Raw genomic sequence first — 25,142 nt, 5'->3', positions numbered from 1 at the left:
ATGCCACCTCAGCGCAGAAAACAGCACTCTGCATTTTTCAGAGTGCCCCTTGCCAAGTGTCACGGATGGGTGGAAGGTAGGGCGGTGAACGCCAGCACATGCGGCTGTCGCGCGCGACGCCGCTTCCCCACTGTGAGGAACCGGTCGTGGCACTTGGTAACGCGCTCGTCCCGCAGCTCATAGCCGCGGCTCCCGCTGTCTCCGTCGCCGATGTCCGCCGGTACTCGTTCGAGCTGACCGCTCGCCCCGAGTCCGTCGGCGCCGCCCGTCACCACACCGCCGAGCTCGTGACCCGCTGGGGCCTGGGCGAGGAGCTGGGCGACGAGGCGGCCCTGGTCATCTCGGAACTCGTCACCAACGCCGTCGTCCACACCGCGGGCACCCAGGTGTCCTGCGAACTCTGCTTCACCGACGGCCAGTTGACGGTCGCCGTCCGCGACCAGGGGTACGGGGCCGGCGGGCCCACCCTGTGCGACGCGGCCGCGAGCGAGGAGCGCGGGCGCGGGCTGCTGCTGGTCGACGCGCTCAGCGTGGCATGGGGCGCGCACGACGTTCCGCACGGCCCGGGGCGCATCGTCTGGGCCCGGCTCGGGGCGGGCCGAGCGTGTTGAGAGGTTCACGGACTCTTCTGTCCAGAGGCGGCCAGGAACAGGCTGGGGGGCCTTGGGGGCCTGGCTCGCACGGGGGCGCCGGAGCGATCGGCGGCGGCATACTGGTGCCGCCGCCGTCGCTCCCGGCGCTTCAGGGCATCGACGCGGTGGGCGTGCCCGCCGCATACGGCTTCCGGGTGCTGTCCCGGCTGCCGCGCCCGGGCTGCGTCTACGCGGACCCGGACTGCTGGTGGTGGCTGGTCCCCGCCGGCTCGGACCACGATCTGACCTGGCCGCATCCGGCCCGTTACGCCCCGGGCGCCCGCGTCCCGGAGACCGTCGGCCGCCGGCTGATCCACACCCCGGACGGCCCGACCCCGTACACCCCTCCGATCCCGCTGTACCTGGTGGTTTGCCAGCTGACTGGAACGGCACCGGCATGGAACTGACGCGCGCACTCGCCGACCCGGGCTGGGACGTCTTCCCCGGCCCCATGGACCGCCGTCCCCGGCGCGGGCTCAGCCCGTCGTCAACCCCTGCGCCGCCCTGACCAGCGCTTCCAGGACCGGCCTGAGCAGCGGATGGTGCTCGGCGCCACTGCGTACCGCCGCGAAGACCCGGCGGGTGGCGGCCGGGCCCGCCACCGGGCGTACCACCGTGTTCTTCTGCTCCATGCCGCGCAGGGCCGAGCGGGGCACCAGCGCCACGCCCGCGCCCGCTCCGGCGAGCGCCGCCACCGCGCGGAAGTCGTCCGAGGAGTGGATCAACTTCGGTTCGAATCCCGCGAGTTCACAGGCGAGGAGCACCACGTCGTGGCACGGGTTGCCGGGGTAGGGGCCGATCCAGTCGTCCTCGGACAGGGCCGAGAGCCGCACCTCGGGCGCGTGCGCCAGCGGGTGGTCGGCGGGGAGCACCGCGTCGAAGGGCTCGGCGTAGAGCGGGACCCGGACCAGGCGCCGGTCGTCCTCGCGGGGCGCGCCCCGGTACTCGACGGCGAGGGCGAGATCCGCCTCCCCGTCCAGGACCATCGGCAGCGACTCGTCGCCCTCCACGTCCCGCACCCGCACCCGGATCATGGGGTGTGTCCCGCGCAGCCGGGCCACGGCCGGGGCCAGCACCTCGGCGATACCGGTCGCGAAGGCCGTCACCGTCACGTCTCCGGCCTCGCCGCCCGCGTACGCGGCCAGCTCCGCCTCGGCCCGCTCCAGCTGCGCGAGGACCGCGTTGGCGTGCTCCAGCAGGATCTCACCGGCCGCGGTGAGCCGTACGCCCTTGCCGCTGCGGATCAGCAGCGTGTGGCCGGTCTCCTGCTCCAGGGCGGCGAGCTGCTGGGAGACGGCCGAAGGGGTCAGATAAAGCGCTGCGGCCGCGGCGGTCACCGTACGGTGGTCCGCCGCGGCGCGCAGGATACGGAGCCGGCGCGGGTCGATCACCCGGCCATTGTCGCCCGGGCGTCGACGAACGCCGCCACGGCCTGCTCCACGTCCGCCGTGGAGTGGGCGGCCGAGAGCTGGACCCGGATACGGGCCTGGCCCATCGGGACGACCGGGTAGGAGAAGCCGATCACGTACACACCGCGCTCAAGCAGCAGCTCTGCCATGCGGGCGGCCTCAGCGGCGTCGCCGATCATGACGGGCGCGATGGCGTGGTCGCCGGGCAGGATCTCGAAGCCCGCCTCGGTCATCTTCGTACGGAAGAGCGAGGTGTTGGCCGCGAGCTTGTCGCGCAGGTCGCCCGCCGACTCAAGGAGGTCGAGGACCTTGAGGGAGGCGGCCGCGATCACCGGGGCCAGCGAGTTCGAGAACAGGTACGGGCGCGAGCGCTGGCGCAGCAGGGCGACGATCTCGGCGCGGGCCGCGACATAGCCGCCGGAGGCGCCGCCGAGCGCCTTGCCGAGGGTGCCGGTGATGATGTCGACGCGGTCCATCACGCCGTGCAGCTCGGGCGTGCCACGCCCGCCGGGGCCCACGAAGCCCACCGCGTGCGAGTCGTCGACCATGACCATCGCGTCGTAGCGGTCGGCGAGGTCGCAGATCTCCTGGAGCGGGGCGACATAGCCGTCCATCGAGAAGACACCGTCGGTGACGATGAGGCGGCGGCGGGCGCCCGACGCCTCCTTGAGCTTCGCCTCCAGCTCGGCCATGTCGCGGTTGGCGTAGCGGTAGCGCGCGGCCTTGGACAGGCGGATGCCGTCGATGATCGAGGCGTGGTTGAGGGCGTCGGAGATCACCGCGTCCTCGGCGCCGAGCAGGGTCTCGAAGACACCGCCGTTGGCGTCGAAGCAGGACGAGTAGAGGATCGTGTCCTCCTGGCCGAGGAACGCCGACAGGCGCGCCTCCAGCTCCTTGTGGACGTCCTGGGTGCCGCAGATGAAGCGGACCGAGGCCATGCCGTAGCCCCAGCGGTCCAGCGCCTCCTTGGCGGCGGTGATCACCTCGGGGTGGTCGGCGAGGCCCAGGTAGTTGTTGGCGCAGAAGTTCAGGACCTCGCCGGTCGGGACGGCGACCGAGGCGTTCTGCGGGGAGGAGATCACCCGCTCGGGCTTGAAGAGGCCGGCCTCGCGGATCTCGTCGAGGGTGTTCTTGAGGTCGTCGCGGACGGACGCGTACATGCTCAGGCTCCTAGATGCCGAGTAGCTGCCGAGAAGGGGACTCAGACGGTCCAGTCGAGGATGATCTTGCCACTGCGGGCGGTGGCCGCCTCGTCGAAGGCCGCGTCGAAGTCCTGGTAGCCGTAGCTGCCGGTGATCACGGGGCTGAGGTCGAGGCCGCCTTCGAGCAGCACCGTCATCGCGTACCACGTCTCGAACATCTCACGGCCGTAGATGCCCTTGACCGTGATCATCGAGGTGACGATCTTCGACCAGTCGACCGCGAACTCCTGGGCGGGCAGGCCGAGCATCGCGATGCGGCCGCCGTGCGTCATGTTGTCGATCATGTCGCGCATGGCCTCGGCGCGGCCGGACATCTCCAGACCGATGTCGAAGCCCTCGCGCAGACCGAGCTGGCGCTGCGCGTCCGCGATCGAGGACTGCGCCACGTTCACGGCGAGGGTCGCTCCGGCCTTGCGGGCGATCTCCAGGCGCTCGGGGCTGACGTCGGTGATCACGACGTTACGGGCGCCCGCGTGCTTGGCCACGGCGGCGGCCATGATGCCGATCGGGCCCGCGCCGGTGATCAGGACGTCCTCGCCGACCAGCGGGAAGGAGAGCGCGGTGTGCACGGCGTTGCCGAACGGGTCGAAGATCGCGGCGACGTCGAGGTCCACCGGAGTGCGGTGCACCCACACGTTGGAGGCGGGCAGCGCCACGAACTCCGCGAAGGCGCCGTTGCGGCCCACGCCCAGGCCGATGGTGGAGCGGCACAGGTGGCGCCGGCCCGCGAGACAGTTGCGGCACTTGCCGCAGACCAGGTGGCCCTCGCCGCTGACCAGGTCGCCGACCGCGATGTCCCGGACGTCCGCGCCGATCGCCGCGACCTCGCCGACGAACTCGTGGCCGAGGACGAGAGGGGTCTTCACCGCGCCCTGCGCCCAGCCGTCCCAGGAGCGGATGTGCAGGTCGGTGCCGCAGATGCCGGTGCGCAGCACCTTGATCAGCACATCACCGGCTCCGTACTCCGGCTCCGGGACGTCCATGAGCCACAGTCCGGGTTCGGCGTGCTGCTTGACAAGGGCCTTCATGGGCGGGGCTCCCGGGCGCGTACAAAGGGGGCGAAAGGCCATGGATCCATGGCTGATCACTAATCTGCCGAGCGGGAGCGTTCCCGTCCATCGAGGATTTCTTAAGCGGGGCAACAGCCGAGCTTCACGCGCGCCCCTCGCGCGCTCCCGCTTCACTCGCGTCACCCGCCGCGTCGGCTTGCGAAGTGTCGCCCTCCCATTGTCTAAGGTGTGCGCAGCGCGAAGAGGGGGGTACGGGTGGCGCGGGCGGGAGTGCGTGGGATACGGGTGCCGGTCGGCGACGACGCGGCCCGGTGGGCGACGCGCGGGCGCTGCCGCCGGGTGCTGTTCGTGATCCACAACGTGACCTCGGCAACCCGGCTGCTCGATGTCCTGCCGCTCTTCCACGACGACCTGCGCGTGCAGCTGCTCGCCACGTGTACGGGGTCGTCCGCGTTCGAGGCGGGGGTGGCCGAGCTGCTGGCGGAGACCGGGGTGCCGGTGCTGCCGTGGGAGCAGGCCGTACGGACTCCGGTCGACCTCGCCGTCACGGCCAGCTTCGGCGGTCAACTGCACCGTATTTCGGGGAAGTTGGCGGTGCTTTCACACGGCGCTGGCTACAATAAAACGCTGGCCACACCGGGAGCCGGGAGCCGGGAGCCGGGAGCCGGGAGCCGGGAGCCGGGAGCCGGGAGCCGGGAGCCGGGAGCCGGGAGCCGGGAGCCGAACAGGGCATGCAGGGCGCGCCCGTGTTCGGGCTTTCGCCGTCGTGGCTGCTGCACGACGGGCGGCCCGTCGCCGACGCCATGGTGCTCTCCCACCCCGAACAGCTGGAGCGGCTGCGGGCGCACTGCCCGCAGGCCGCGCCGACCGCCGTGCTCGCCGGGGACCCCTGCTTCGACCGGATCCTCGCGGCCCGGCCCCGGCGAGAGTCGTTCCGCCGGGCGCTCGGCGTGCACCGGGGCCAGCGGCTCGTCCTGCTGAACTCGACCTGGAACCCCGAGTCCCTGTTCGGTGACGCGGGCGACGACGTACTGCCCGCACTGCTGCCCCGGCTCACCGCCGAACTCCCCGCCGACGAGTACCGGCTCGCCGCCGTGCTGCACCCCAACATCTGGCACGGCCACGGCCCCGGCCAGATCCGGTCCTGGCTCGACCGCGCCCGGCGCGGCGGACTGGCCCTCGTGGACCCGCTCGACGGCTGGCGCCAGGCGCTCCTCGCGGCCGACGCGGTCATCGGCGACCACGGGTCCGTCAGCTACTACGCCGCCGCGCTCGGCACCCCGGTGCTGCTCGGCGCCGCCCCGCTCGACGGGCTCGACCCGCACTCCCCCGTGGCCGCCTTCGTGCGCGACGCCCCGCGCCTCGACCCGTACACGCCGCTCCTCGGCCGGCTCGAACGCCTCCTCGCCGCACACCGGCCGCTGCCCGGACCCGCCGCGCTGACCACCGCCGTGCCCGGCGAGTCCGCCGCCCGGCTGAGGACGCTGTTCTACTCGCTCATCGGCATCCCCGAACCCACCGGGCCCGCCCTGCTGGAACGCCTTCCGCTGCCCCCGTACGAACCGCCGCTGCGCACCGCGCCCATGCGCGTCCTCACCCGACTTCTGGGCGACGGCGAGGTGACCGTCACCCGCCATGCCGATCCCGCGTACGAGCCCGTCGGGGACGGCGAGCTGCACACCGCCGTGCACGAAGAGACCCGCGACCCCGGTCAACTCGACCTGGCCGATGTGGTGTTGGGCCATGGAGCGCCCGACGACCCGCGGCTGGGCCCGCCCGAAGAGCGCGCCGCCGAAGCCCTCGCCCGCCATCCCGGCTGCGCCCTCGCCGCGTATGTCACCGACGCCACCTCCTGCACCGTACGCACCCGCGCGGGCGCACTCGTACGCCTTGAAGGCGACCGGGGCGGGCCCGACCCGGCCGCGTACGCCTCGGCCCTGCACGCCTGGCTCGCGGCGGGCAAGTCGCTCGACGAACTGACCGAGCGGGGGCTGACGGTACGGACGGGTGCGGTCGCCCACCAGGTCAGGGTGCTGCGCTGACGCAGCGCTCGCGCAGGGCCCGCAGCCGGGCGAGATGGTAGGCCGCGCGGTCCTTCTCCAGGGCCGCGATCGCCTCGTCGATCAGTGGCAGCGCGGCCACCGCGTCGTCGCCGTCGAGATGGGTCTCGGCCAGGTCGGTGAGCGTACGGGCCGTGTTGTACGGCTCGGCCGTCTCGCGGAAGAAGCGCAGGGCAAGCTCAAGGCGCGCGATCGCCTCGGGCCGCCTGCCCTGGCCGCGCAGCGCCCGGCCCCGGTGGCGCTCCAACAGGGCGCGGGCGCGCGGCAGATCGGCCGCGCCCTCGTCGTCGGGGCCGATCCCGGCGAGCAAAGCGTCCGCCTCCTCGAACCGTTCGTACGCCTCCTCGAAGCGCCACTGCCGCAGCCGCAGCAGGCCGAGGGACTCCACGGCGGTGGCCCGCCCGCGTACGTGTCCGGCGCGCCGCTCCGCCTCGGCGGCGGCCAGGAACTCCGCCTCCGCCTCGTCCCAGCGCCCGAGTTCGGTCAGGTCGAGGCCGAGGAGGGTGTGCATGCGTCCGGCCGCGCGCGAGTCGGGGTCGCGGGCGTCGGCGGCGCGGACGCCCGCCCGTAGCGCGGGCAGGAGTTCGTCGTGGCAGCCCATCTTGAGCTGGAGCGGCCACAGCGCCTCGTTCAGCTCGCACACCGCGTCCGTGTCGCCGAACTCCTCGGCCGCGTACACCGCTTCGAGCAGATTGCCGAGCTCGGCGCGGAGCGCGTCCAGCGCCTCGCCCGCGTCGCGGTAGTCGCCCGCGCGCAGTGCGCCGGCCCGGGCGCCGATGCGCCAGCTCTGGCTGAGTGCGGCGAGGCTCGCCCGTACCGCGAAGTCCGCGTACCACGCCACGGCCCGCCGCAGCGCGGCCGAGCAGGCCGCGATCCCGTCCTCGTGGACGGCGGCGGCCTCGGCGTGCGCGCGGACGCCGGGGCGGTAGCGGCAGCGCTCGCCGTCCTGCTCCAGGAGCCTCGACTCCACGAGTTCGGCGAGCTGCACGGCGGCCTCGTCCCGGGGCACGTCCAGCGTCGCGGCGGCCGCGTCCGGGCCGATCGCGGGCCAGGCGCGCAGCGCGAGCAGCCGGTAGGCGCGGGCGGTGGCGGGCTCCAGGGTGCGGTATGTGTCCTCGACGGCGGTACGCACCGGGTCGTCCGGGGACGGCGCCGCCGAGGTGTCGAGGAGCCGGGGCGCGGCCGCGCGCAGGGCGTACGGCGAGCCCGCGCAGCGCCGCAGCACCCCCGGCAGCGCCGCCTTCGCCTCGGCCACCGCCTGCTTGCCCGCCACCTGGGTCAGCAGCCGGACCGCGTCCTTGTCGGTGAGCGGGCCGACGGCGACCGGTACCGCGTCCAGACCCGCGAGCGGGCGCCGGGAGACGACGACGGTGAACACGCCGGGCGCCGAGGTGAGCAACGGCCGGATCTGCGCGGCCGAATGGGCGTGGTCGAGGACGATGAGCAGCCGCCGCCCGGCCACCGTGCGCCGCAGCGCGTCCGCCCGCCCGTCCGCGCCCGGCGGGATCTCCTCGCGCGCCATGCCCAGCCGGTCCAGGAGCAGCCGCAGGGCGGTGGCGGCGTCGAGGGCGCCCGCCGCGGAACCGCCGCGCAGATCGAGGTGGAGCTGTCCGTCGGGGAAGCGCGCGGCCTCGCGGCATCCCCAGTGCAGGGCGAGCGCGCTGGTCCCGATGCCCTCGGGGCCGTACAGCAGGACGAGCCGGGGGCGGCCGTCGGCCTTGCGGTCGGCTTCCTTGTCGAGGGCCTTCAGGGCTTCCTTGCGGTCGGTGAAGAACCGTGTGGAGGCGGGGAGTTGGGGGACGCCGAGGGCGAGTCCGGGCGTCGGTGCGGTGCGGGCGAAGGCCGACCACGCGCGGGCGAGGTCCGGGTCGCGGCGGGCGCCCTCGCGCACCAGCCGTGCCACCGCCTCCAGTTCAGCGGGGTCCCGGGGCGCGGGCACCTCGCGGCCCGCGACGCGCCGCACCAGGCCGCCCGCAGACTCCCAGGCCCGCTTGCCCGCCTCGTTCGCCATCCCGGATCCGACGGCGCCGAGCACCGCCGTGACCGCCGACACCGACAGCGTCTCCAGCATGCCGCACTCCCCCGCTCCAGATCCCGGTCGGGCTCACGCTAGCAACAGGAGGCGGGACAAATGGAGTTCGCGAAGGGTGACTCCCGGTCAGCTTTCGTCGCCGGGCCGGTCAGTGCTCGCGGTCCCGGACGCGTCAGCTCTCCGTACCCGGTCCCGTCGCGGCCACGACCTTCAGATGCCCCCGCCCCCGCCACGCGGCCAACGGCCTGGCGCGGCGCCGACGGCCGCTCGTCCCGCGCAGCACCAGCGTCACCCGGCGCAGCCCCAGCTTGCCGAGCTTGCCCGACGACTCGTCGACGATCCGGCACTCCACCACGTCCCAGCCCGGGTCGGGGTGGCGCAGCGCGCGTACGGAGCCGTCGTGGTCCACGGCGGCCGGGCCGACCATGCGCATCCAGTGCGGCAGGCCCTGCTGGTAGGCCGCGCTCATCAGCGGGTCGTCGGCGATCTCGCTGCGGACCGCGCTCAGTTCGGGGTGGTCGGGGTCCTGCTCCAGGGCCGACGAGAGCTGCGCGAGCATCGGCAGACACCAACCCGTCTCGTGCTGGGCGAGCACGGAGCCCGCGTTGGGGTGGAAGAGCACGAACCGGAGGAAGTTGTCGCGCGGCATGGCGCTCGCGTGCGGGCCGACCGCGCGGAACAGCGTGTGGTACGCGGTGTTGGCGTGCAGCACGTTCCAGCCCCGGTCGACCAGGAACGACGGTAAGTCGGTGGCGTCCATCATCGCGATGTGGTCGTCCACATACGCGCGCGTATCGGCGTCCCACTCCTCGGCTGCGGTGCCGCCCCGTACGTTCTGCGGTACCGGGCCGACCGACCTGTTCACCAACGGTTCTTCCACCATCGAGAACGCGACTCCTCTTGCAGGCACGCGGTGCGCCTGCCGTCCTCCACGTCCTCGTGCCACAGAGGTCGATCTTCGCACCGTGTTGCGATCCTGCTCCCGTCGGCAGGACAATGTCAACCATCGTGGCATTCAAGCCCGAGAACGCCTCAAATACGCCACAGCTGTGGCAAGTTCTGGTTGTATAGACCGGGAACAAGTAGCCTCCGGACAGCTTCACCGCGTGTTCGAGCGGTACGGAGCAACTCGGGTGATCTAGGAGAATTACTGGTGACGGACGGCTTCTCGGATCCGGGACCAGCGGCCACGGGCCCCCTGGGGGCCATCGCCGCCCGCGTCGACGAACTGGCCCGCAAGCTCGGAATGAGCCAGGCCGAGGTCTTCGACGTCCACCAACTCTCCGACGCCTCGGGGGTTCCGGCCGATGTCGTCCAGGCCCTGCTCGACGGCGAACCGGCCGGTGAGCCGGACCTCCAGGCGCGGTTCCTCCAGCGGTTCTCACTGCTGCGCCGCTCCCGGCTGAAACCCAACGGACGCCCGTACACCCAGCAGGAGATCGCCGACGGCGCGGGCATGTCCCGGCAGCAGGCGGGCGCGCTCATCAACGGCGACCGGCGCCCCACGATGGAACACTGCGACGCCATCCAGCGGTTCTTCAAGGTGCACGCCGGCTATCTCACCGCCGACGACGCCGAGGCACTGGCCGACGCGCTGCTCCGTACCGAACAGGAGCTGCTGCACACCTTCGCCGCGCGTGAACAGGAACGTGAGCAGGAACGGGAGCGCGACGCGCCCTCCCCCGCCGCCGATGACCCGCTGGAGAAGCTGCTCCAGGACCACGGTGTGCGCGGCATCGCCTGGCGGGCCGCCCAACTGCCCACGGACAAGCACCGGGACAAGGTCGCCGAGTGGCTGGACATGCTCCTGGAGAGCGTGAAGCGCACGGATACCTGAGCGCGCGCCGTCCCGGTGCCCGATCGCGCCCCGCCCAGGATTTGGGCGGGGAATGCGATCTTCCATAGGATCCGGCGATGATCACCAGAAAACGGCTGGCGGCCGGGGTGTGCGCGCTGCTCGCCACCCTCGCCACCGGTATCCTCCCGGCCGACGCGGTCGCGGACGACGGACCGCCCGCGCAGAAGGCCGCCCCGAAGGTCGAGCTGGTGCTCGACGTCAGCGGGTCCATGGGCGCCCGTGACATCGACGGCCAGTCCCGGATCTCCGTCGCCAAGCAGGCGTTCAACGACGTACTGGACTCGACCCCGCCCGAGGTCGAGCTCGGCATACGCACGCTCGGCGCCAACTACCCCGGCGACGACCGCCAGGTCGGCTGCAAGGACACCCGCCAGCTGTACCCGGTCGGCCCGCTCGACCGCACCGAGGCCAAGACCGCCGTCGCCACCCTCGCCCCGACCGGCTGGACGCCGATCGGCCCGGCGCTCCAGGGCGCGGCGCAGGACCTCAAGGGCGGCGACGCGACCCGCCGGATCGTGCTCATCACGGACGGCGAGGACACCTGCGCCCCGCTCGACCCGTGCGAAGTGGCCCGCGACATCGCGGCGCAGGGCATCCACCTGGTCATCGACACCCTCGGCCTCAACCCGGACGCCAAGACCCGCGACCAGCTCACCTGCATCGCCCAGGCCACCGGCGGCACGTACACCTCGGTACAGCACAAGGACGAGCTCAAGGACCGCGTGAAACAGTCGGTGGACCGCGCCGCCGACCCCGTGGTCGTCCCGGTCGCCACCAACGGCGCCGCGAGCTGCGAGAGCGCGCCCGCGCTCAAGTCCGGCCTCTACACCGACCGTGAGACCTTCGGCGAGCACCGCTGGTACAAGGTCGACGTCAAGCCCGGCCAGGAGCTGCGCGCTTCCGTCAGCGTCGGCGCCGACCGCGCCGTCAACAACGACTACGGCGTCCTGCTGAGAGCCGTCACCCAGCACGGCCGCGAGATCGTGCGCGGCTCCGAGGCGGGCGACGGCCGCACCGACCTCGTCTCGACCGGACTGCGCTACCCCAAGGCGAAGGCCAAGGACGACAAGACCCCCGAGACCGTCTGCCTCCAGGTCAGCAACTCCTTCTCGGCGCCCGCGTCCGTGAAGACCACGCCGGGCATGCCGGTCGAGCTGGCCGTCGACGTGGTGGACGGGCCCGACCAGGCCTCGGACGTCGCCGCCTTCGGCCTCGGCCGCGGCTGGTGGCTGCTCGGCGTCCTGGTGCTCACCGGCTTCGTCGCCGGTCTGCTCTGGGGCTGGATCTCGCGCTGGCGTGTAGCGGTCTGGAGGACCAACTGATGCGTACGACAAGGATGGTGGCGGCCGCGCTGCTCACCGGCGCGGCCCTGCTGACCACGGCGGCCCCGGCCCTCGCCGACACGCCCTCGCCCAACCCCAGCAAGAGCAAGAGCGAGGGCGCGCCGACGGTGGCGGGCACCACGTTCCGTACGGCCACGACCGTCAAGCAGGGCCAGAAGGCCACGGCCGACGCCTCCAGCGGTGACTACCTGTACTGGGTCTTCCCCGCCGACGCCGGCCAGCGCCCCACCGTGGACGCCACGGTGACCCTTCCGTCCACCGGCCGCCACGAGACCACGACGTGGCGGATCGACGTGTACGACGGCCTGCGCCGCCGTCAGCCGTGCATGTACGGCATGCAGACGCGCTCGGCCGCGGCGGATGCCACATCTGTGGCACTGTCCTGCACCCTGCGCCCGGTGCGCGCCTGGGCGGACACCTGGTCCACCGACCCACTGCCGGGCAGCTACTACGTACGGCTCACCGCCGTCGGGCTGCCCGCCGCCGACCGGGGCCTGCCGGTCAAGGCGGAGATGACCCCGACCACGGTGAAGGCGGGCGGCGCCCACGCGGTCGACGGCACCCTCTCCACCCCGCTGGGGGCGGGCGGCCCGAAGGCCGAGCCGGACGACGGCTGGTCGTCGGGCTGGTGGACCGACCGCTGGATCTGGACGGCCGTCGGCGGCGTGCTCGGCGCCCTCGCCGGCGTCGCGGGCTACGCCCTGACGCGCGGCCGTGGCCGCCCGTCGTACGTACCCCGAGGCTGACACACCGTCACTCCGCCCGCGCCAGACGGCGCGGGCGGAGTGCGTCTGCCGGTCAGGGGAACGTGAGAAAGACCGTCTCCCGCTCGCCCTGAAGGCGGACGTCGAAGCGATGGCCCCGTGCGTCGGGGTCGGCCTCCGCCATCAGGGTCCGGCGCCGCTCGGGCTCCAGCGCGTCGAGCAGCGGGTCGGAGACATCCCTCAGATACACCCGCGTGAACAGGTGGTGCGGCAGCCCGCGCGCGAAGACCGCCACCGCGAGATACGGGACCGGTCCCGGCGCCAGAGTCCGTACGACCCAGTGCCCCGCCGCGTCCGTGGGGACCCGGCCGAAGCCGGTGAAGTCGACCCCGTTACGGGCGAGAGAGCCCGGCCTGCCCATCCCGTCGGGCGCGGGCTGCCAGAACTCCAGGAGCGCGTCCGGTACGGGATCGCCCGCGCCGTCGTACACATGGCCGTGCAGCGTGATCGCGTCCGGGTGGTCCGGCGGGGCCATCGCGGCGCCGCCCTCGAACGGCAGGGCCTCGCCGTAGAACGGCCCGATGGTCTGGAACGGCGTGGGCTGCGCCTCCATCAGTGGCCACCGTCCTCGAACCGGGTGGCCGAGGGACCGTCGAGCACGATGTCCCAGCGATACCCCAACGACCAGTGCGGGACGGATCGTTCGGGGTCGTACGCCGCCACCAGGCGCTCCCGCGCCGCCTCGTCGTCGACCGAGTGCAGGATCGGGTCGAGGGCGAGCAGCGGGTCGCCCGGGAAGTACATCTGGGTGATGAGCCGCTGGGCGAAGGCGGTGCCGAAGAGCGAGAAGTGGATGTGCGCGGGGCGCCAGGCGTTGTGGTGGTGCTCCCAGGGGTAGGCGCCCGGCTTGATCGTGGTGAAGGCGTAGCGGCCCTCGGCGTCGGTGAGGCAGCGGCCGTGTCCGGTGAAGTTGGGGTCGAGCGGCGCGCGGTGCCGGTCGAGCTGATGGGCGTACCGGCCGGACGCGTTGGCCTGCCAGATCTCCACCAACTGCGTGGCCACGGGCTGCCCTTGGCGATCGGTGATCCGGCCACTGACGGTGATGCGCTCGCCCAGCGGCTCCCCCGGGTGCCGGACCGTCAGATCGTGATCGCGCTCCGACACGTCCGTGGCACCGAAGACCGGCCCGTACAGCTCGACGGCCTCGGGGTCGCGCACCGGCAGCGACTTCCGGTGCGGATACCGCAGCGGAACGCCCCGGTACGGAGGGATGTCATGGTGACTCGCCGTCATATATGCCTCCTTCACGCCGACTTGAGGGCGTTCAGCTCTACGAGCTCGGTCTCGGTGGGCGGCGCCGTCACCTCCACCCGGTCCGCCGTCCGCAGCGGCCACCCGGTCGCCTCGCGGACCTGCTCGACGCTCACCCCGGGGTGCACCTGGGTCAGGACCAGTTCGGCGGTCGCCGGGTCCGGGCGCAGGACGCCGAGGTCGGTGATGACGGCGGTCGGCCCCCGGCCGCGCATCCCGTACCGGGCGCGGTCGCCCGGGCCGGCGCCATGGCCTAGCGTGGTGACGAAGTCGAGGTGCTCGACGAGGGCGCGCGGCGAGTGCCGCAGCACGATCAGTACCTCGCCGCAGTGCGCGGCGATCTCCGGCGCCCCGCCCGCGCCGGGCAGCCGCCCCGGCGGACGTCCTGGACCCCGGTCCACCTCGGTCGTGTTGATGTTGGCGTGCCGGTCCAGCTGGGCCGCGCTGAGGAATCCGACGTCGACGCGCCCGCCCTGGAGCCAGTAGGAGAACATCTCCGGTACGGAGACGAGCGTGTCGGCGGTCTCGGCTAGTTCGCCGTCGCCGATGGAGAGCGGCAGCCGGGACGGCTTGGCGCCGATGACACCGGACTCGTAGATGAGGACCAGGCCGGGGTTGTGGAGGCGGCGGGCGAGGTTGGCCGCCGTGGACGGCAGCCCGATCCCGACGAAACACGTTCTCGCCCCCGCCAGCGCCCGCGCCGCGTTGATCTCCATCAGCACGGCGCCGCCCGGCCCTTCGCTCATCCGGTCACACACTCCTTGAGCCATTGGCAGAACACCTCACGGTCGCGGGAGACCCGGTCCCACTCCCGGTAGTAGTCGTTGTCCCGTTCCGAGTACCCGGCGGCGTACGAGGGATGGGCCCCGCCCGGCACCACCGCCACCGCGTCCACGACCCAGCCCGGCAGCACCACCGCGCCCGGGCGCGGCTCCAGTTCGCGGACCAGCTCCTCGACGGTGACCAGGACCCGGTCGGCCGCGAGCACGGCCTCCTTCTGCACCCCGGCGAGCCCCCACAGCTGGACGTTGCCTTCGAGGTCGGCCTGCTGGGCGTGGATGACCGTGACGTCCGGGTTGACCGCCGCCACCGCCGCCAGCTCCTCACCGGTGAACGGGCAGTTGACGGTTGACACCGTTGTCGTACGCCGGTCGTGGCCGGTGCCGCGATAGCCGCGCAACAGCGCGAACGGCATCCGGGAGGCGCCCGCCGTATAGCGGTTGGCCATCCCGGCATGGCTGTGCTCGTCCAGCTCCAGCGGTCTGGGCCAGCCGTTCTCGACGGCGTCGCGAAAGCGGTGCAGCGAGCCGACGCCCGGGTTGCCACCCCAGGAGAACACCAGCTTCCGCGCCAGTCCGGCGCCGATCAGCTGGTCGTAGATGACATCGGGCGTCATCCGTATCAGCGTGAGATCGGTGATCCCCTGCCGGATGACCTCGTGCCCCGCGGCGAACGGAATGAGATGGGTGAACCCCTCCATCGCGACGGTGTCCCCGTCGTGGATCAGGTCGGCCACGGCGTCCCGCAGCCCTCGGATCTCGGCCATTGCTTCCCCCTGCCCCGAAACTCCCCGTAGCGGTAGGCTCAGTGTTTAGTCAGTGCACTGAGCACCTACCGGTTCCGAAGCTAACCGGGTGGGTCCGACGGGTCAACACTCTCAGTACTCTGAACACTTGACCGTACGCGGTTGACCGAAAGCGCTCGCCCCGGGCGGCCGTACGAGAGGAACACGCCGTGTCCGCAGTCGACTTGAGCGGCCACCCCGGACATCTGGCCCGGCGGCTCCAGCAGGCCCACCATCTGCTCTGGACCACGATGGTCTCCGAGCAGACCACCTCACCCCAGTTCGCCGTGCTCAACACGCTGGTCGCCGACCCGGGCCTGGACCAGCGGACCGTGGGCGAGCGGGTCGGCCTGGACCGCTCGACCATCGCCGAGGTGGTCAGCCGCCTGACCCGGCGCGGGCTGCTCCGCAAGCGGCGCGACCCGCACGACGGCCGGCGCTCCCTGCTCGCGGTCACCGAGGAGGGCCGCGCGCTGCACCGCGAACTGACCGCCCGTACGGCTCAGATGAACCAGGTCTTCCTCGCCCCGCTGGCCCCCGCCGAACAGGCCGCCTTCCTCGACCTGCTGCGCCGGGTCGCGGACGCGGCGGCCGAAGGGTTCCGGGAGGCCGACGAACAGGCCGAGGCGAGCTGATCGGGCGAGCCGGTCCGCCCGCCGGACCGTCCGGGGCGCCAAGCTGATCACATACGTACGGGAGTCCGCGCCGCCGAAGGAGAACGCCATGTCCACCACCACTCTGGAGCACCCCACCGTCGCCGTCCTCGGCACCGGCATCATGGGCGCGGGCATGGCCCGTAACCTGCTGCGGGCCGGGCTGCCGGTGCGCGTCTGGAACCGTACGCACGCCAAGGCCGCCCCGCTCGCCGCCGACGGGGCGAGCGTCTGCGCGAGCCCCGAGGAGGCGGTGCGCGGGGCCGACGTCGTGCTGACGGTGCTGCACGACGGCCCCTCGGTCGCCGAGGCGATCGACGCGGCGGCACCCGGCCTGACCCCCGGCGCCGTGTGGCTCCAGTCCGCCACGGTCGGCCCCGAGGCGACGGCTCAACTGGCCCAGCGTGCGGCCGAGTTGGGGATCGTCTATCTGGACGCGCCGGTGGTCGGCACCCGGCTGCCCGCCGAGCAGGGCCGGCTCACGGTCCTGGTCGCCGGGCCGTCCACCGCCCGCGCGGCCGTCACGCCCGTGCTCGACGCGATCGGGCAGCGCACGGTCTGGGCGGGCGAGGAGCCGGGCGCGGCCTCGCAGCTGAAGCTGGTCGTCAACACCTGGGTGATCAACCTGGTCAACGGCATCGCCGAGTGTCTGAACCTGGTCGAAGGGCTGGGCCTGGATCCGAAGGCGTTCCTGGACACGGTCGCGGGCGGCCCGCTGGACAGCCCGTATCTCCAGGCCAAGTCGGCGGCCCTGCTCTCCGGCGACCTCACCCCGAGCTTCGCGCTCTCCACCGCGCTCAAGGACGCCCGGCTGATCCTTCAGGCGGCCGAACAGAGCGGTGTGCGGCTCGACTTGGTGGCGGCGTCCGCGGCCCGGTTCACCCGGGCGCGGGCGGCCGGCCACGGCGACGAGGACGTGATCGCGACGTTCTTCGCGGGCCGCCCCGAGCAGCCGTGACCGGCCGGATGTTCAGCCGGCCTCGCGCCGCATCGGCGGCTCCTGCGGGGTCGGCTTGACCGGGCCGAACAGCACGGCCTTCGCGATGCGCGGGGCGAACAGCGCGGAGATCGGGGCGTTCAGATACACCACGTCGCGGAAGACCTTGCTGATCACCGGGTCGCCGGTGGCCCGGGCCTCCACGCGCCCGAGGTACCACCCGGAGACCCGGTCGGCCACGGTGCTGCGCGCCGCGCTGCCCGTCGCGGTCGGCATGTTCTTGTCCGATCCGGCCGAGACCTCCCACGCCTGCCGCGACGCCGCGAACATCGCCTTCTGGACGCGCCGCGTCGTCGGCGTACGGCGGCTGTCGCCGAGCGCGTCACGCAGTGCGAGGGCGCTGAAGGCGGCGACCGTCATGCCCTGGCCGTAGATCGGGTTGAAGACGCACTGGGCGTCGCCGGTGGCCAGGAACCCGGCGGGGCGGCGGCCCGGACGGTCGTAGCGGCGGCGGATGTTGGCGGTGGTGCGGTAGGCGAGCGCGGTCGAGTCGGCCTTGGCCGCGTCCAGCCAGTCGCGGGTGAACGGGTGCGGCATCCGGTCGGTGTACTCGGTGAACCCCCGGTCGTCCAGGGGAGGTTCGGCGCCGCGATACCCCGAGAGCGTGACCGTCCACCGGTCTCCCTCGATCGGCAGCACGACCGCGCCGAACGTCTGGCCGGGATTGGGCACGACGAAGTGGCCCCGCACGTCGCTGTCGCCGTCTCCGTCCTCGCCCGTACGGTAGAGGCGCGTCGCGTAGGCGAGGCCGGTCTCCAGGGTCTCCTCGACGGCCGGTTCGGCGCCGATGGCGGTGAGCCAGTCGGCGGCCTTGGTACTGCGGCCCGAGGCGTCGACGACGAGGTCGGCGGCGAGCCGCTGCGGCTCCCGGCCCACGGCGGCGGCCGCGGCCCCGCGTTCGCGCAGCAGCACACCGCGTACGCGTGCGGCGTCTCCGACCAGGCCGACGGTCTCGGTGCCCTCGACCACGTCGATCCGGGGGTTGGCCAGCACCCGGCGGCGCACCAGCCACTCCAGCAGGGGCCGCGTCGGCGTGAGGAAGTAACAGGTCTCCTCGGTGCGGCGGAACCAACTCCCGCCCTGCCAGTGCACGATGTCGTTGGGCGTGCCGACGTGGGGCGCGCCGTGCGCGATCAGCTCGTCGGTGAAGCCGGGCAGCAGTGTGTCGTACGCCCCTTGACCGCCCGGGATCAGCACATGGGTGTGGCGGCTCTGCGGCACCCCGCCGCGCGGCTCAGGACCGTCGGGCAGCCGGTCGCGCTCGACGATGGTCACCCGCTCCGCGTGGTCCGCGAGCACATGGGCCGCGAGCAGCCCCGCCAGACTTCCCCCGATGACGACCGCGTGCCGTGCCCCCGCCCGGCCCGCGCCCCTCCCGTTCACCGTGTCCACCAACGTCAATCCCCTTGCTCGGCGCGATCTCCGGCCGTCCAGTATGACGCGCCGCACGGCCCGGAACCTGCCTGAGCCATACGATTTGGCCCGATCCGACCGCCCGCTCGGCAAAGGTCAGGCACCATGGAACACACGGACCGCATGGACCGCACGCAACCCCCGCATCCCAGGATCGGCGGCTTCACCTACCGCCGGGTACCGGTCGCCGAGGCGGTGTCGCTCCACGTGGCCGTCGGCGGCTCAGGGCCACCCGTGGTGCTCCTGCACGGCTTTCCGCAGACGCATCTGATGTGGCGTCATGTCGCCCCGGAACTGGCCGCCGACCACACGGTGATCTGCCCCGATCTGCGCGGCTACGGCGACAGCGACAAGCCGCTCGACACCGACGGCCTGGCGTACGCGAAGCGGACCATGGCCGCCGACATCGTCACTCTGGCCCGTACGCTCGGCCATGACCGGTTCGCGCTCGCCGGGCACGACCGGGGCGCGCTCGTCGCCATCCGCGCCGGGCTCGACCATCCGGGCGCCGTCACCCATCTCGCCTCGCTGGACGTCGTGCCGACCCTCGACACCTGGGAGGTGCTGCGCGGCACGTCCGGCGCGGTCGGGTTCCCGCTCTATCTGATGGCCCAGCCGCCGGGCCTGCCGGAGCGGATGATCGCCGCCACCGCCGACGATTTTTTCGGCCACTACCTGGATCTGTGGACCCGCGACCCGGCCGCGATCCCCGCCGAGGTGCGCGCCGCCTACCTACGGGCCTGCCGCGCCGCCGTCCCGTCGATCGTCGCCGACTACCGCGCCTCGGCGCACATCGACGTGGAGCACGACGCCGCCGACCGGCGCTCGGGCAACCGGCTGCGCATGCCGGTGACGGTCGTCCAGCAGGACTGGGGCGCGGCGCCGGGCGTGGACGCGGCCGAGCTGTGGCGCGACTGGGCGCCCGATCTGGTCCACCGGACCGTCTCCTGCGGCCACTTCATGGCGGAGGAGTCCCCCGCCGAGGTCGTCCGCGCCCTGCGCGAACTCCTGACACGCTGACCGGGCCGCCCCCTGCGAAGGGGACGACCCGGCCGCGTACACGAAACGATCAGGCGGTCAGGATCGCCGGGTCGCTGACGCCCTCCGCGCCCGTCTCCACATGCCCGGCGAACCGCCGCAGGAACGTGCTGTCGGTGCTGGACACCACCGACACGTCGTACCAGCGCTTGCTCGCCAGCAGGTTGACGCAGTACGTGACGGTCGCGCCCGGCCGGACGGTGAGCGCGCGCGACGCTCCGCCGTATCCGTTGGTGACCGTCAGACGGGCGCTCGCCGAGCCCGCGTTGGTGAAGGTCAGATCGAGGTTGCCGGTGGCGGCGTTGTGACGTGCCGTCACCTCCGGGCCCGCGGTCTTGCCGGCGTTGCGGAAGGTCCGCAGGAAGCCGTTGGGGCCGAACACGCTGAGGTCGGTGGTGCCCTTGGAGTACGCGGTGTTCCAGGTGTCCGAGAGCGTCTTGCCCGCCTCGGTCGTGTACGTCCACGGCCCGTCCGTACGGTTCGCGGAGGTGACCAGGAACTGCGCGCCCGAGGCGGTGCCGCCGCTGAACTTCAGCGTGAACTTGCCGGTGCTCGCGTTCGCCGAGCCGTCCACGCACGGCGCGTACCGCAGCGGCCGGGTCCGGCGCGAGCCCGGCTCCTGCTTGGGCATGGCGCCGGTCGTCGGCGGGACCGGCACGAAGTCGGGGTGGCGGTTGTGGTCCGGCGGCACATACGCGTCGGTCGACGGCAGACCGGCGGGCGCCGTGGTCGAGCGGCTGAAGTCGAACGCGGACGTCAGGTCACCGCAGACCGCCCGCCGCCAGGGCGAGATGTTGGGCTCCTGGACACCGAAGCGGCGCTCCATGAACCGGATGATCGAGGTGTGGTCGAAGGTCTCCGAGCAGCTGTAACCGCCGGTGGACCAGGGCGAGACCACGAGCATCGGCACGCGCTGGCCGAGGCCGTAGGGACCGGCGGCGTGGGTGAGGTCGCCGCCGTAGTAGTCGGTCGAGGTGGCGACCGTGGACAGGCCCTGGTTGGCCGAGGACGGCGGGAACGGCGGCACGACGTGGTCGAAGAAGCCGTCGTTCTCGTCGTACGTGATGAACAGCGCGGTCTTCGCCCACACATCCGGGTTGGCGGTGAGCGCGTCGAGGACCTGGGAGATGTACCAGGCGCCGTAGTTCGCGGGCCAGTTGGGGTGCTCGGTGAACGCCTCGGGCGCCACGACCCACGAGATCTTCGGCAGCGTACCGGCCTTGACGTCGGCCTTCAGGACGTCGAAGAACCCCTCGCCCGCCTTGGCGTTGGTGCCGGTACGGGCCTTGTCGTAGAGCGGGTCGCCGGGCTTGGCGTTGCGGTAGTTGTTGAAGTACAGCAGCGAGTTGTCGCCGTAGTTGCCCCGGTAGGCGTCGTTGATCCAGCCCCAGCCGCCGGCCGCGTCCAGGCCGTCGCCGACGTCCTGGTAGATCTTCCAGGACACCCCCGCCTTCTCCAGGCGCTCGGGGTAGGTCGTCCAGCCGTACCCCTTCTCGTCGTTGCCGAGAACGGGCCCGCCGCCGGTGCCGTCGTTGCCGGTGAACCCGGTCCACATGTAGTAGCGGTTGGGGTCGGTGGAGCCGATGAACGAGCAGTGGTACGCGTCGCAGATGGTGAAGGCGTCGGCCAGCGCGTAGTGGAAGGGGATGTCCTCGCGCGTCAGGTACGCCATCGTGGTGGACGTCTTGGCGGGCACCCACTGGTCGTACTTGCCGTTGTTGAACGCCTGGTGGCTGCCGGCCCAGTCGTGGTTGAGGTCCTGGATGAACTGCAGGCCCAGGTTGTCGGCCTTGGGCCGGAACGGCAGCACCTCCTTGCCGTTGCCCTGCTGGTGCCAGACCGACTTGCCGCTCGGAAGGGTGACCGGACGCGGGTCGCCGAAGCCGCGTACGCCCTTCAGCGAGCCGAAGTAGTGGTCGAAGGAACGGTTCTCCTGCATCAGGACGACGATGTGCTCGACGTCCTGGATGCTGCCCGTGGTGCCCTGGGCCGGGATGGCGGCGGCGCGGGCGATGCTGTCGGACAGCATCGTGAGGGCCGCGGTGCCGCCGGCGAGCTGGAGGAACCGGCGCCGATTGAGTTCAGCCATGAGTGAGGAGACCTCTGCAAGCGTGTGGGGACAGAAGCGACTGGAGTGTTCCAAGAACAGCGAGGGTTACGGAAGGGCCAGTGGCGAATCCATGGCGCGCGGCGGTACGGAAGACGAACAGGCCCCGCCGCATGCGACGGAGCCTGTTTCGGCCATGTCCTGACTTGTCCCAGTCCGGGACGGCGTCTCAGTGGTGCTGGTGCTGCTCCTGCTCGTGCTCGGCGCTGTGGAGCTGCTTGTACTCCTCGACGGTCGCCTTCGGTACGTACGCGCCCTTGCCGTACAGGGCCTTGGCGAGCTTGGCCCGCAGCCGCTCGGAGCGCTTGACCTTGCGGCGTACGCCGTTCTCGTCGACCTCCGGGCCGATTTCGAAGGGCTTGGGCTGCTCGTGCTGGGTGAGCGTGTAGAGCTGCGCCTGGGTCATCGGTTCATGGACCTCGACGAACTCGCCGTGCGGCAGCTTCTTGATGATGCCGCTCTCGCGGCCGTGCAGTGCCTTGTCCCGGTCGCGCAGCTGAAGGCCGTGGCAGATCCGTTTGGTGACGATGAAGGTGAGCGCCGGCACCAGGAAGAAGCCGATCCGCACGAACCAGGTGATCGAGTTGATGGAGAGATGGAAGTGGGTGGCCCACAGGTCGTTGCCGCCGCCGACCAGGCACACGAAGTACATGGCGAGCCACGCCGTGCCCAGGCCCGTACGGACCGGGTGGTTGCGCGGCCGGTCCGCGATGTGGTGCTCGCGTTTGTCCCCGGTGATCCATGCCTCGATGAACGGATACGCGCCGATCGCGGCCAGCAGCAGCGGGAAGAGCGTGAACGGGATGAGGACGCCGAGGGCGAGCGTATGGCCCCAGGCGTTGATCTCCCATCCCGGCATCACCCGGATCAGGCCCTCGGAGAAGCCCAGATACCAGTCGGGTTGGGCGCCGGTCGAGACCATGTCGGGACGGTAGGGACCCATCGCCCAGACCGGGTTGATGCTCGCCACCGCGCCCATGATCGTCAGCAGCCCGAAGACCAGGAAGAAGAAGCCGCCCGCCTTCGCGGTGTAGACCGGCATCAGCGGCGCGCCCACCACGTTCTTCTCGGACCGTCCGGGCCCGGCGAACTGGGTGTGCTTGTGGTAGAAGACCAGGATCAGATGGGTCACCACCAGACCCAGGATCAGCCCCGGCAGCAGCAGGATGTGCACCGAGTAGAGCCGCGGAATGATGTCGTGGCCCGGGAACTCCCCGCCGAAGAGGAAGAACGAGAGATACGTGCCGACCACCGGGATCGACAGGATCGCGCCGTCCGCGAACCGGATGCCCGTGCCGGACAGCAGGTCGTCCGGGAGCGAGTAGCCGGTCAGACCGGTGATCAGCGCGGTGAACAGGATCGTCCAGCCGAACAGCCAGTTGAGCTCGCGCGGCTTGCGGTAGGCGCCGGTGAAGAACACCCGCATCATGTGCACGAGGAGACCGGCGCAGAAGACGAGCGCCGCCCAGTGGTGCACCTGCCGGATGAGCAGACCGCCGCGCACCTCGAAGCTGAGGTCGAGCGTCGACTCATAGGCCCGCGTCATCCGTACACCGTTCAACGGGGTGTACGCGCCGTGGTAGATGACCTCCACACCGCTCGGCTCGAAGAACAGCGTCAGATAGATACCGGTGAGAATGAGGACGATAAAGCTGTAAAGGCAGATCTCGCCGAACATGAAGGACCAGTGGTCCGGGAAAATCTTGCGCATCTGGGTCTTGGCGAGTGAGTAGATGCCCAGGCGCCCGTCCGCCCAGTCGGCCAGCTTCTCGCCCTTGCCCGGCTCCGCCGGCCGTGCAGTGTTCTCCGTGCCGCTCTGAGTACTGCTGCTCATGCGTCTCCCCCTAAAGGCAATGCTGTCCCTTCGAGGCCTGTAACAGGGTAGACACCGGCATGCGTGGGCCAACAGCCCTTACCCGGACGCGAGTTGAGTGACGCAGCCCACTCGGTGCGGCGGGCGGGGCTCAGCGCCCGGACGCCACGGGCTCCTCCACGGGGTGCGCCGGGCCCTCCACCTCGACGTATGCCTCGCCCTCGGGCCAGGGAACGTCGGTGTAGGCGACCAGGACCTCGGGCAGCCCCTGGTCTTCGTGTGCCATGAGTTCCAGCCGGTGGTCGCTGCCCCGGAAGTGGCAGCGGTGCACCCGCGTGCGCACCTTGCCGGGTCCGGGCGTGACGCTGAGCCGCAACTGGCGCGGGCGGAGCAGCACCGGACCCCGGCGCGCCGCACCGGCGTTGACGGTGAGCTTGAGGATGCCGAAGGCGGTCTCGGCCCGCTGACCGTCCAGCTGGGCCGCGACGATGTTGGCCTCGCCGAGGAATCCGGCGACCGAGGCGTCGGCCGGTTCGCGGTAGAGCACCTGGGGCGTGGCCTGCTGCACGATCCGGCCCGCCCGCATCACCGCGATGGTGTCCGCGAACGAGATCGCCTCGTCCTGGTCGTGGGTGACCAGGACGGCGGTGGCCCCGGCCGCGCGCAGGGTCGCGGCGACCTCGGCGCGCAGCTCGGTGCGCAGGGCCGCGTCGAGGGCGGCGAACGGCTCGTCCAGGAGCAGCAGTTCGGGCCGGGGTGCGAGCGCCCGGGCCAGCGCGACCCGCTGCTGCTGACCGCCGGAGAGCTGATGGGGGTGGCGGGCGCCGAGCCCGGGCAGCCCGATCAGGTCCAGGAGTTCGGCGACCCGCTCGCGGCGCTGTGCGCGGGGCAGGCCGAAGCCTATGTTCGCGGCGACGCTCAAGTGCGGGAAGAGGGCGCCGTCCTGGGGTACGTAACCGATCCGGCGGCGCTCGGCGGGCAGCCTGCGCCGCCCGTCGTCGAGCAGGGTGTCGCCGAGCGCGACCTCGCCGCTCAGCGCGGGGTGGAACCCGGCGACGACCCGCAGCAGGGTGGACTTGCCGCACCCCGACGGGCCGAGGACACAGGCGAGGGCGCCGTTGGGGACCGCGAGGTCGACGCCGTCGAGGATCGGGGTGCGGCCGTGGGCCGCGTGCAGGGCGTGGATCGCGAGGCCGCTCATCGGGAGGTCTCCGGGGTGGGGTGGGAGGCGAGCGCGCGCCGGGTCAGCAGCAGCACCGGGGGCACGGACATGAGGACCATCAGCGCCGCGTACGGGGCTGCGGCGCCGTACGCCAGGCCGCTGGTGTAGATCCAGAACTGGGTGGCCAGGGTCTGGGTGCCGGTGGGGCGAAGGAGCAGGGTGGCGGTGAGTTCGGTGCTCGCGGTGAGCAGCACCATCGCGGCGGCGGCGCCGAGCCCGGGCAGCACCAGCGGGAGAGTGACCCGTACGAAGACGGCGAGGGGGCGCGTGCCGAGCGAGCGGGCGACCTCCTCGACGCCCGGCGGCACGTGGGCCAGAGCGGCCCGTACGGCGGTGAGGGCGAGCGGGAAGAAGAGGATCACATAGCCGGTGACCAGCATCGGGGGCTGCTGGTAGAGGGGTTGGGCGTAGCGGATGGCGAAGAAGACCACGGAGAGCGCGACGGCGATACCGGGCAGCGCGCGGGTGAGGTACGCGGCACGCTCGGCGGTCCGGGCGAGCCGGGTGCCGCGCCGCCACCCGTAGAGGGCTACCGGCACGGCGGCGGCCGTGGACACGGCGGCAGCGGCCGAGGCGTAGCCGAGGGTGGTGAGCGCAGAGGACCACACCGAAGCCGACGGCAGGGTGGTCGAGTCGCCCTTCACCAGCCAGTACGCGAGCGCGTAGACCGGCACGCCGAGCGATACGGCGACGACCGCGGCAAGGGCGCCGCACGCGGCGCCGCACGCGGGCAGCTTCCCGCGCCCGAGCCGGGCGGGCGCGGCCCGGCGCGCG

24 protein-coding genes are annotated in these 25,142 nt (G+C 72.2%); 9 read left to right on the top strand and 15 right to left on the bottom strand.

The features are described 5' to 3' along the window. The first annotated feature begins 146 nt into the window (after positions 1 to 146). Positions 147 to 611 carry an anti-sigma regulatory factor gene (locus BG418_RS37500; RefSeq protein WP_188278549.1) on the top strand — a complete coding sequence of 155 codons (465 nt, stop codon included), beginning with the start codon at positions 147 to 149 and terminating at the stop codon, positions 609 to 611. Between the two features lie 86 nt (positions 612 to 697). Next, positions 698 to 1,039: a hypothetical protein gene (locus BG418_RS37495; RefSeq protein WP_188278658.1), complete on the top strand. Its 342-nt coding sequence runs from the start codon at positions 698 to 700 to the stop codon at positions 1,037 to 1,039. Between the two features lie 69 nt (positions 1,040 to 1,108). Here the strand turns inward: BG418_RS37495 and BG418_RS37490 are convergent, their stop codons facing one another. From BG418_RS37490 to BG418_RS41040, 4 genes are all read right to left on the bottom strand, one after another. Next, a complete protein-coding gene (locus BG418_RS37490) occupies positions 1,109 to 2,023 on the bottom strand; it encodes a LysR family transcriptional regulator (RefSeq protein WP_188278548.1) in 915 nt (304 codons plus the stop codon). Further along, on the bottom strand, positions 2,020 to 3,201 hold the full coding sequence (locus BG418_RS37485; RefSeq protein WP_188278547.1) for a glycine C-acetyltransferase: 1,182 nt from the start codon (positions 3,199 to 3,201) through the stop codon (positions 2,020 to 2,022). The genes BG418_RS37490 and BG418_RS37485 overlap by 4 nt, the downstream gene beginning before the upstream one ends. A gap of 41 nt (positions 3,202 to 3,242) precedes the next feature. After that, on the bottom strand, positions 3,243 to 4,271 hold the full coding sequence (tdh, locus tag BG418_RS37480) for an L-threonine 3-dehydrogenase (RefSeq protein ID WP_188278546.1): 1,029 nt from the start codon (positions 4,269 to 4,271) through the stop codon (positions 3,243 to 3,245). Positions 4,272 to 4,474: 203 nt separating this feature from the next. After that, positions 4,475 to 4,801 (bottom strand): hypothetical protein, encoded by a 327-nt coding sequence (locus tag BG418_RS41040; protein ID WP_188278545.1) that lies wholly within the window; start codon positions 4,799 to 4,801, stop codon positions 4,475 to 4,477. 183 nt (positions 4,802 to 4,984) lie between these two features. Between BG418_RS41040 and BG418_RS37470 the strand changes: the two genes are divergently transcribed. After that, positions 4,985 to 6,295, top strand: coding sequence for a hypothetical protein (locus BG418_RS37470; protein WP_188278544.1), 1,311 nt, complete (start codon positions 4,985 to 4,987; stop codon positions 6,293 to 6,295). Here BG418_RS37470 and BG418_RS37465 read toward each other — a convergent pair. Continuing rightward, a complete protein-coding gene (locus tag BG418_RS37465) occupies positions 6,279 to 8,384 on the bottom strand; it encodes a tetratricopeptide repeat protein (protein ID WP_188278543.1) in 2,106 nt (701 codons plus the stop codon). The genes BG418_RS37470 and BG418_RS37465 overlap by 17 nt on opposite strands. Before the next feature lie 133 nt (positions 8,385 to 8,517). Beyond that, positions 8,518 to 9,228, bottom strand: a complete 711-nt coding sequence (locus BG418_RS37460) for a hypothetical protein (protein WP_223186004.1) — start codon at positions 9,226 to 9,228, stop codon at positions 8,518 to 8,520. Positions 9,229 to 9,498: 270 nt separating this feature from the next. Here BG418_RS37460 and BG418_RS37455 point away from each other — a divergent pair, with 270 nt between their 5' ends. The 3 genes from BG418_RS37455 to BG418_RS37445 all read left to right on the top strand — a co-directional run bounded on the left by BG418_RS37455 (position 9,499) and on the right by BG418_RS37445 (position 12,292). Beyond that, positions 9,499 to 10,182, top strand: a complete 684-nt coding sequence (locus BG418_RS37455) for a helix-turn-helix transcriptional regulator (protein ID WP_188278541.1) — start codon at positions 9,499 to 9,501, stop codon at positions 10,180 to 10,182. 77 nt (positions 10,183 to 10,259) lie between these two features. Next, entirely contained in the window at positions 10,260 to 11,525 is a 1,266-nt protein-coding gene (locus BG418_RS37450; RefSeq protein WP_188278540.1) for a VWA domain-containing protein, read from the top strand. Further along, the gene (locus BG418_RS37445; RefSeq protein WP_188278539.1) at positions 11,525 to 12,292 is read left to right on the top strand and encodes a hypothetical protein; all 768 of its coding nucleotides are present in this window, start codon (positions 11,525 to 11,527) and stop codon (positions 12,290 to 12,292) included. Before BG418_RS37450 ends, BG418_RS37445 begins: the two co-directional genes overlap by 1 nt. Positions 12,293 to 12,344: 52 nt before the next feature. Here the strand turns inward: BG418_RS37445 and pcaG are convergent, their stop codons facing one another. From pcaG to BG418_RS37425, 4 genes are read right to left on the bottom strand one after another with little or no spacing between them, the layout of a single operon-like run. Further along, positions 12,345 to 12,863 carry a protocatechuate 3,4-dioxygenase subunit alpha gene (gene pcaG / locus BG418_RS37440; RefSeq protein WP_188278538.1) on the bottom strand — a complete coding sequence of 173 codons (519 nt, stop codon included), beginning with the start codon at positions 12,861 to 12,863 and terminating at the stop codon, positions 12,345 to 12,347. Beyond that, the gene (gene pcaH, locus BG418_RS37435) at positions 12,863 to 13,543 is read right to left on the bottom strand and encodes a protocatechuate 3,4-dioxygenase subunit beta (protein ID WP_188278537.1); all 681 of its coding nucleotides are present in this window, start codon (positions 13,541 to 13,543) and stop codon (positions 12,863 to 12,865) included. Before pcaH ends, pcaG begins: the two co-directional genes overlap by 1 nt. A gap of 11 nt (positions 13,544 to 13,554) precedes the next feature. Further along, positions 13,555 to 14,307 carry a CoA-transferase subunit beta gene (locus tag BG418_RS37430; protein WP_188278536.1) on the bottom strand — a complete coding sequence of 251 codons (753 nt, stop codon included), beginning with the start codon at positions 14,305 to 14,307 and terminating at the stop codon, positions 13,555 to 13,557. Then, on the bottom strand, positions 14,304 to 15,107 hold the full coding sequence (locus BG418_RS37425; protein WP_188278535.1) for a CoA transferase subunit A: 804 nt from the start codon (positions 15,105 to 15,107) through the stop codon (positions 14,304 to 14,306). Before BG418_RS37425 ends, BG418_RS37430 begins: the two co-directional genes overlap by 4 nt. 188 nt (positions 15,108 to 15,295) lie before the next feature. On the opposite strand from BG418_RS37425, the gene BG418_RS37420 reads away from it, so the two are divergent. Continuing rightward, entirely contained in the window at positions 15,296 to 15,760 is a 465-nt protein-coding gene (locus BG418_RS37420) for a MarR family transcriptional regulator (protein ID WP_188278534.1), read from the top strand. Positions 15,761 to 15,806: 46 nt separating this feature from the next. Then, positions 15,807 to 16,736, top strand: a complete 930-nt coding sequence (locus BG418_RS37415; protein WP_317453891.1) for an NAD(P)-dependent oxidoreductase — start codon at positions 15,807 to 15,809, stop codon at positions 16,734 to 16,736. A 12-nt stretch (positions 16,737 to 16,748) separates the two neighbouring features. On the opposite strand, the gene BG418_RS37410 is transcribed toward BG418_RS37415, so the two are convergent. Continuing rightward, the gene (locus BG418_RS37410) at positions 16,749 to 18,170 is read right to left on the bottom strand and encodes an NAD(P)/FAD-dependent oxidoreductase (protein ID WP_188278532.1); all 1,422 of its coding nucleotides are present in this window, start codon (positions 18,168 to 18,170) and stop codon (positions 16,749 to 16,751) included. A 123-nt stretch (positions 18,171 to 18,293) separates the two neighbouring features. Between BG418_RS37410 and BG418_RS37405 the strand changes: the two genes are divergently transcribed. Then, positions 18,294 to 19,208 carry an alpha/beta fold hydrolase gene (locus BG418_RS37405; RefSeq protein WP_223186003.1) on the top strand — a complete coding sequence of 305 codons (915 nt, stop codon included), beginning with the start codon at positions 18,294 to 18,296 and terminating at the stop codon, positions 19,206 to 19,208. Positions 19,209 to 19,257: 49 nt separating this feature from the next. Here the strand turns inward: BG418_RS37405 and BG418_RS37400 are convergent, their stop codons facing one another. The 4 genes from BG418_RS37400 to BG418_RS37385 form a co-directional block, all read right to left on the bottom strand. Next, positions 19,258 to 21,315, bottom strand: coding sequence for a phosphocholine-specific phospholipase C (locus BG418_RS37400; RefSeq protein ID WP_188278531.1), 2,058 nt, complete (start codon positions 21,313 to 21,315; stop codon positions 19,258 to 19,260). Between the two features lie 187 nt (positions 21,316 to 21,502). Further along, complete coding sequence (locus BG418_RS37395; protein WP_188278530.1) at positions 21,503 to 23,167, bottom strand: cytochrome bc complex cytochrome b subunit; 1,665 nt, start codon at positions 23,165 to 23,167, stop codon at positions 21,503 to 21,505. Between the two features lie 130 nt (positions 23,168 to 23,297). Further along, a complete protein-coding gene (locus tag BG418_RS37390) occupies positions 23,298 to 24,347 on the bottom strand; it encodes an ABC transporter ATP-binding protein (protein WP_188278529.1) in 1,050 nt (349 codons plus the stop codon). Continuing rightward, positions 24,344 to 25,142 (bottom strand): iron ABC transporter permease (locus BG418_RS37385; protein ID WP_188278528.1); only part of this gene is annotated, 799 nt, incomplete at its 5' end. The genes BG418_RS37385 and BG418_RS37390, both read right to left, overlap by 4 nt.

Origin of the sequence: Streptomyces sp. CBMA152, from assembly GCF_014596475.1 — a bacterium.
In the GTDB taxonomy this organism is placed as follows: Bacteria; Actinomycetota; Actinomycetes; order Streptomycetales; family Streptomycetaceae; genus Streptomyces.
The sequence above is the reverse complement of the archived record's forward strand: the minus strand, read 5'-3'. Positions and strand labels throughout refer to the sequence as shown.

What these genes read in the sequence shown, in the direction of transcription:
- BG418_RS37470 (WP_188278544.1), top strand. Translation starts at nt 4,985, where the DNA reads ATGCAGGGCGCGCCCGTGTTCGGGCTTTCGCCGTCGTGGCTGCTGCAC.
- BG418_RS37450 (WP_188278540.1), top strand. Translation starts at nt 10,260, where the DNA reads ATGATCACCAGAAAACGGCTGGCGGCCGGGGTGTGCGCGCTGCTCGCC.
- pcaG (WP_188278538.1), bottom strand. Translation starts at nt 12,863, where the DNA reads ATGGAGGCGCAGCCCACGCCGTTCCAGACCATCGGGCCGTTCTACGGC.
- BG418_RS37405 (WP_223186003.1), top strand. Translation starts at nt 18,294, where the DNA reads ATGGAACACACGGACCGCATGGACCGCACGCAACCCCCGCATCCCAGG.
- BG418_RS37390 (WP_188278529.1), bottom strand. Translation starts at nt 24,347, where the DNA reads ATGAGCGGCCTCGCGATCCACGCCCTGCACGCGGCCCACGGCCGCACC.
- BG418_RS37445 (WP_188278539.1), top strand. Translation starts at nt 11,525, where the DNA reads ATGCGTACGACAAGGATGGTGGCGGCCGCGCTGCTCACCGGCGCGGCC.
- BG418_RS37465 (WP_188278543.1), bottom strand. Translation starts at nt 8,384, where the DNA reads ATGCTGGAGACGCTGTCGGTGTCGGCGGTCACGGCGGTGCTCGGCGCC.
- pcaH (WP_188278537.1), bottom strand. Translation starts at nt 13,543, where the DNA reads ATGACGGCGAGTCACCATGACATCCCTCCGTACCGGGGCGTTCCGCTG.
- BG418_RS37430 (WP_188278536.1), bottom strand. Translation starts at nt 14,307, where the DNA reads ATGAGCGAAGGGCCGGGCGGCGCCGTGCTGATGGAGATCAACGCGGCG.
- BG418_RS37485 (WP_188278547.1), bottom strand. Translation starts at nt 3,201, where the DNA reads ATGTACGCGTCCGTCCGCGACGACCTCAAGAACACCCTCGACGAGATC.
- tdh (WP_188278546.1), bottom strand. Translation starts at nt 4,271, where the DNA reads ATGAAGGCCCTTGTCAAGCAGCACGCCGAACCCGGACTGTGGCTCATG.
- BG418_RS37395 (WP_188278530.1), bottom strand. Translation starts at nt 23,167, where the DNA reads ATGAGCAGCAGTACTCAGAGCGGCACGGAGAACACTGCACGGCCGGCG.
- BG418_RS37400 (WP_188278531.1), bottom strand. Translation starts at nt 21,315, where the DNA reads ATGGCTGAACTCAATCGGCGCCGGTTCCTCCAGCTCGCCGGCGGCACC.
- BG418_RS37460 (WP_223186004.1), bottom strand. Translation starts at nt 9,228, where the DNA reads ATGGTGGAAGAACCGTTGGTGAACAGGTCGGTCGGCCCGGTACCGCAG.
- BG418_RS37425 (WP_188278535.1), bottom strand. Translation starts at nt 15,107, where the DNA reads ATGGCCGAGATCCGAGGGCTGCGGGACGCCGTGGCCGACCTGATCCAC.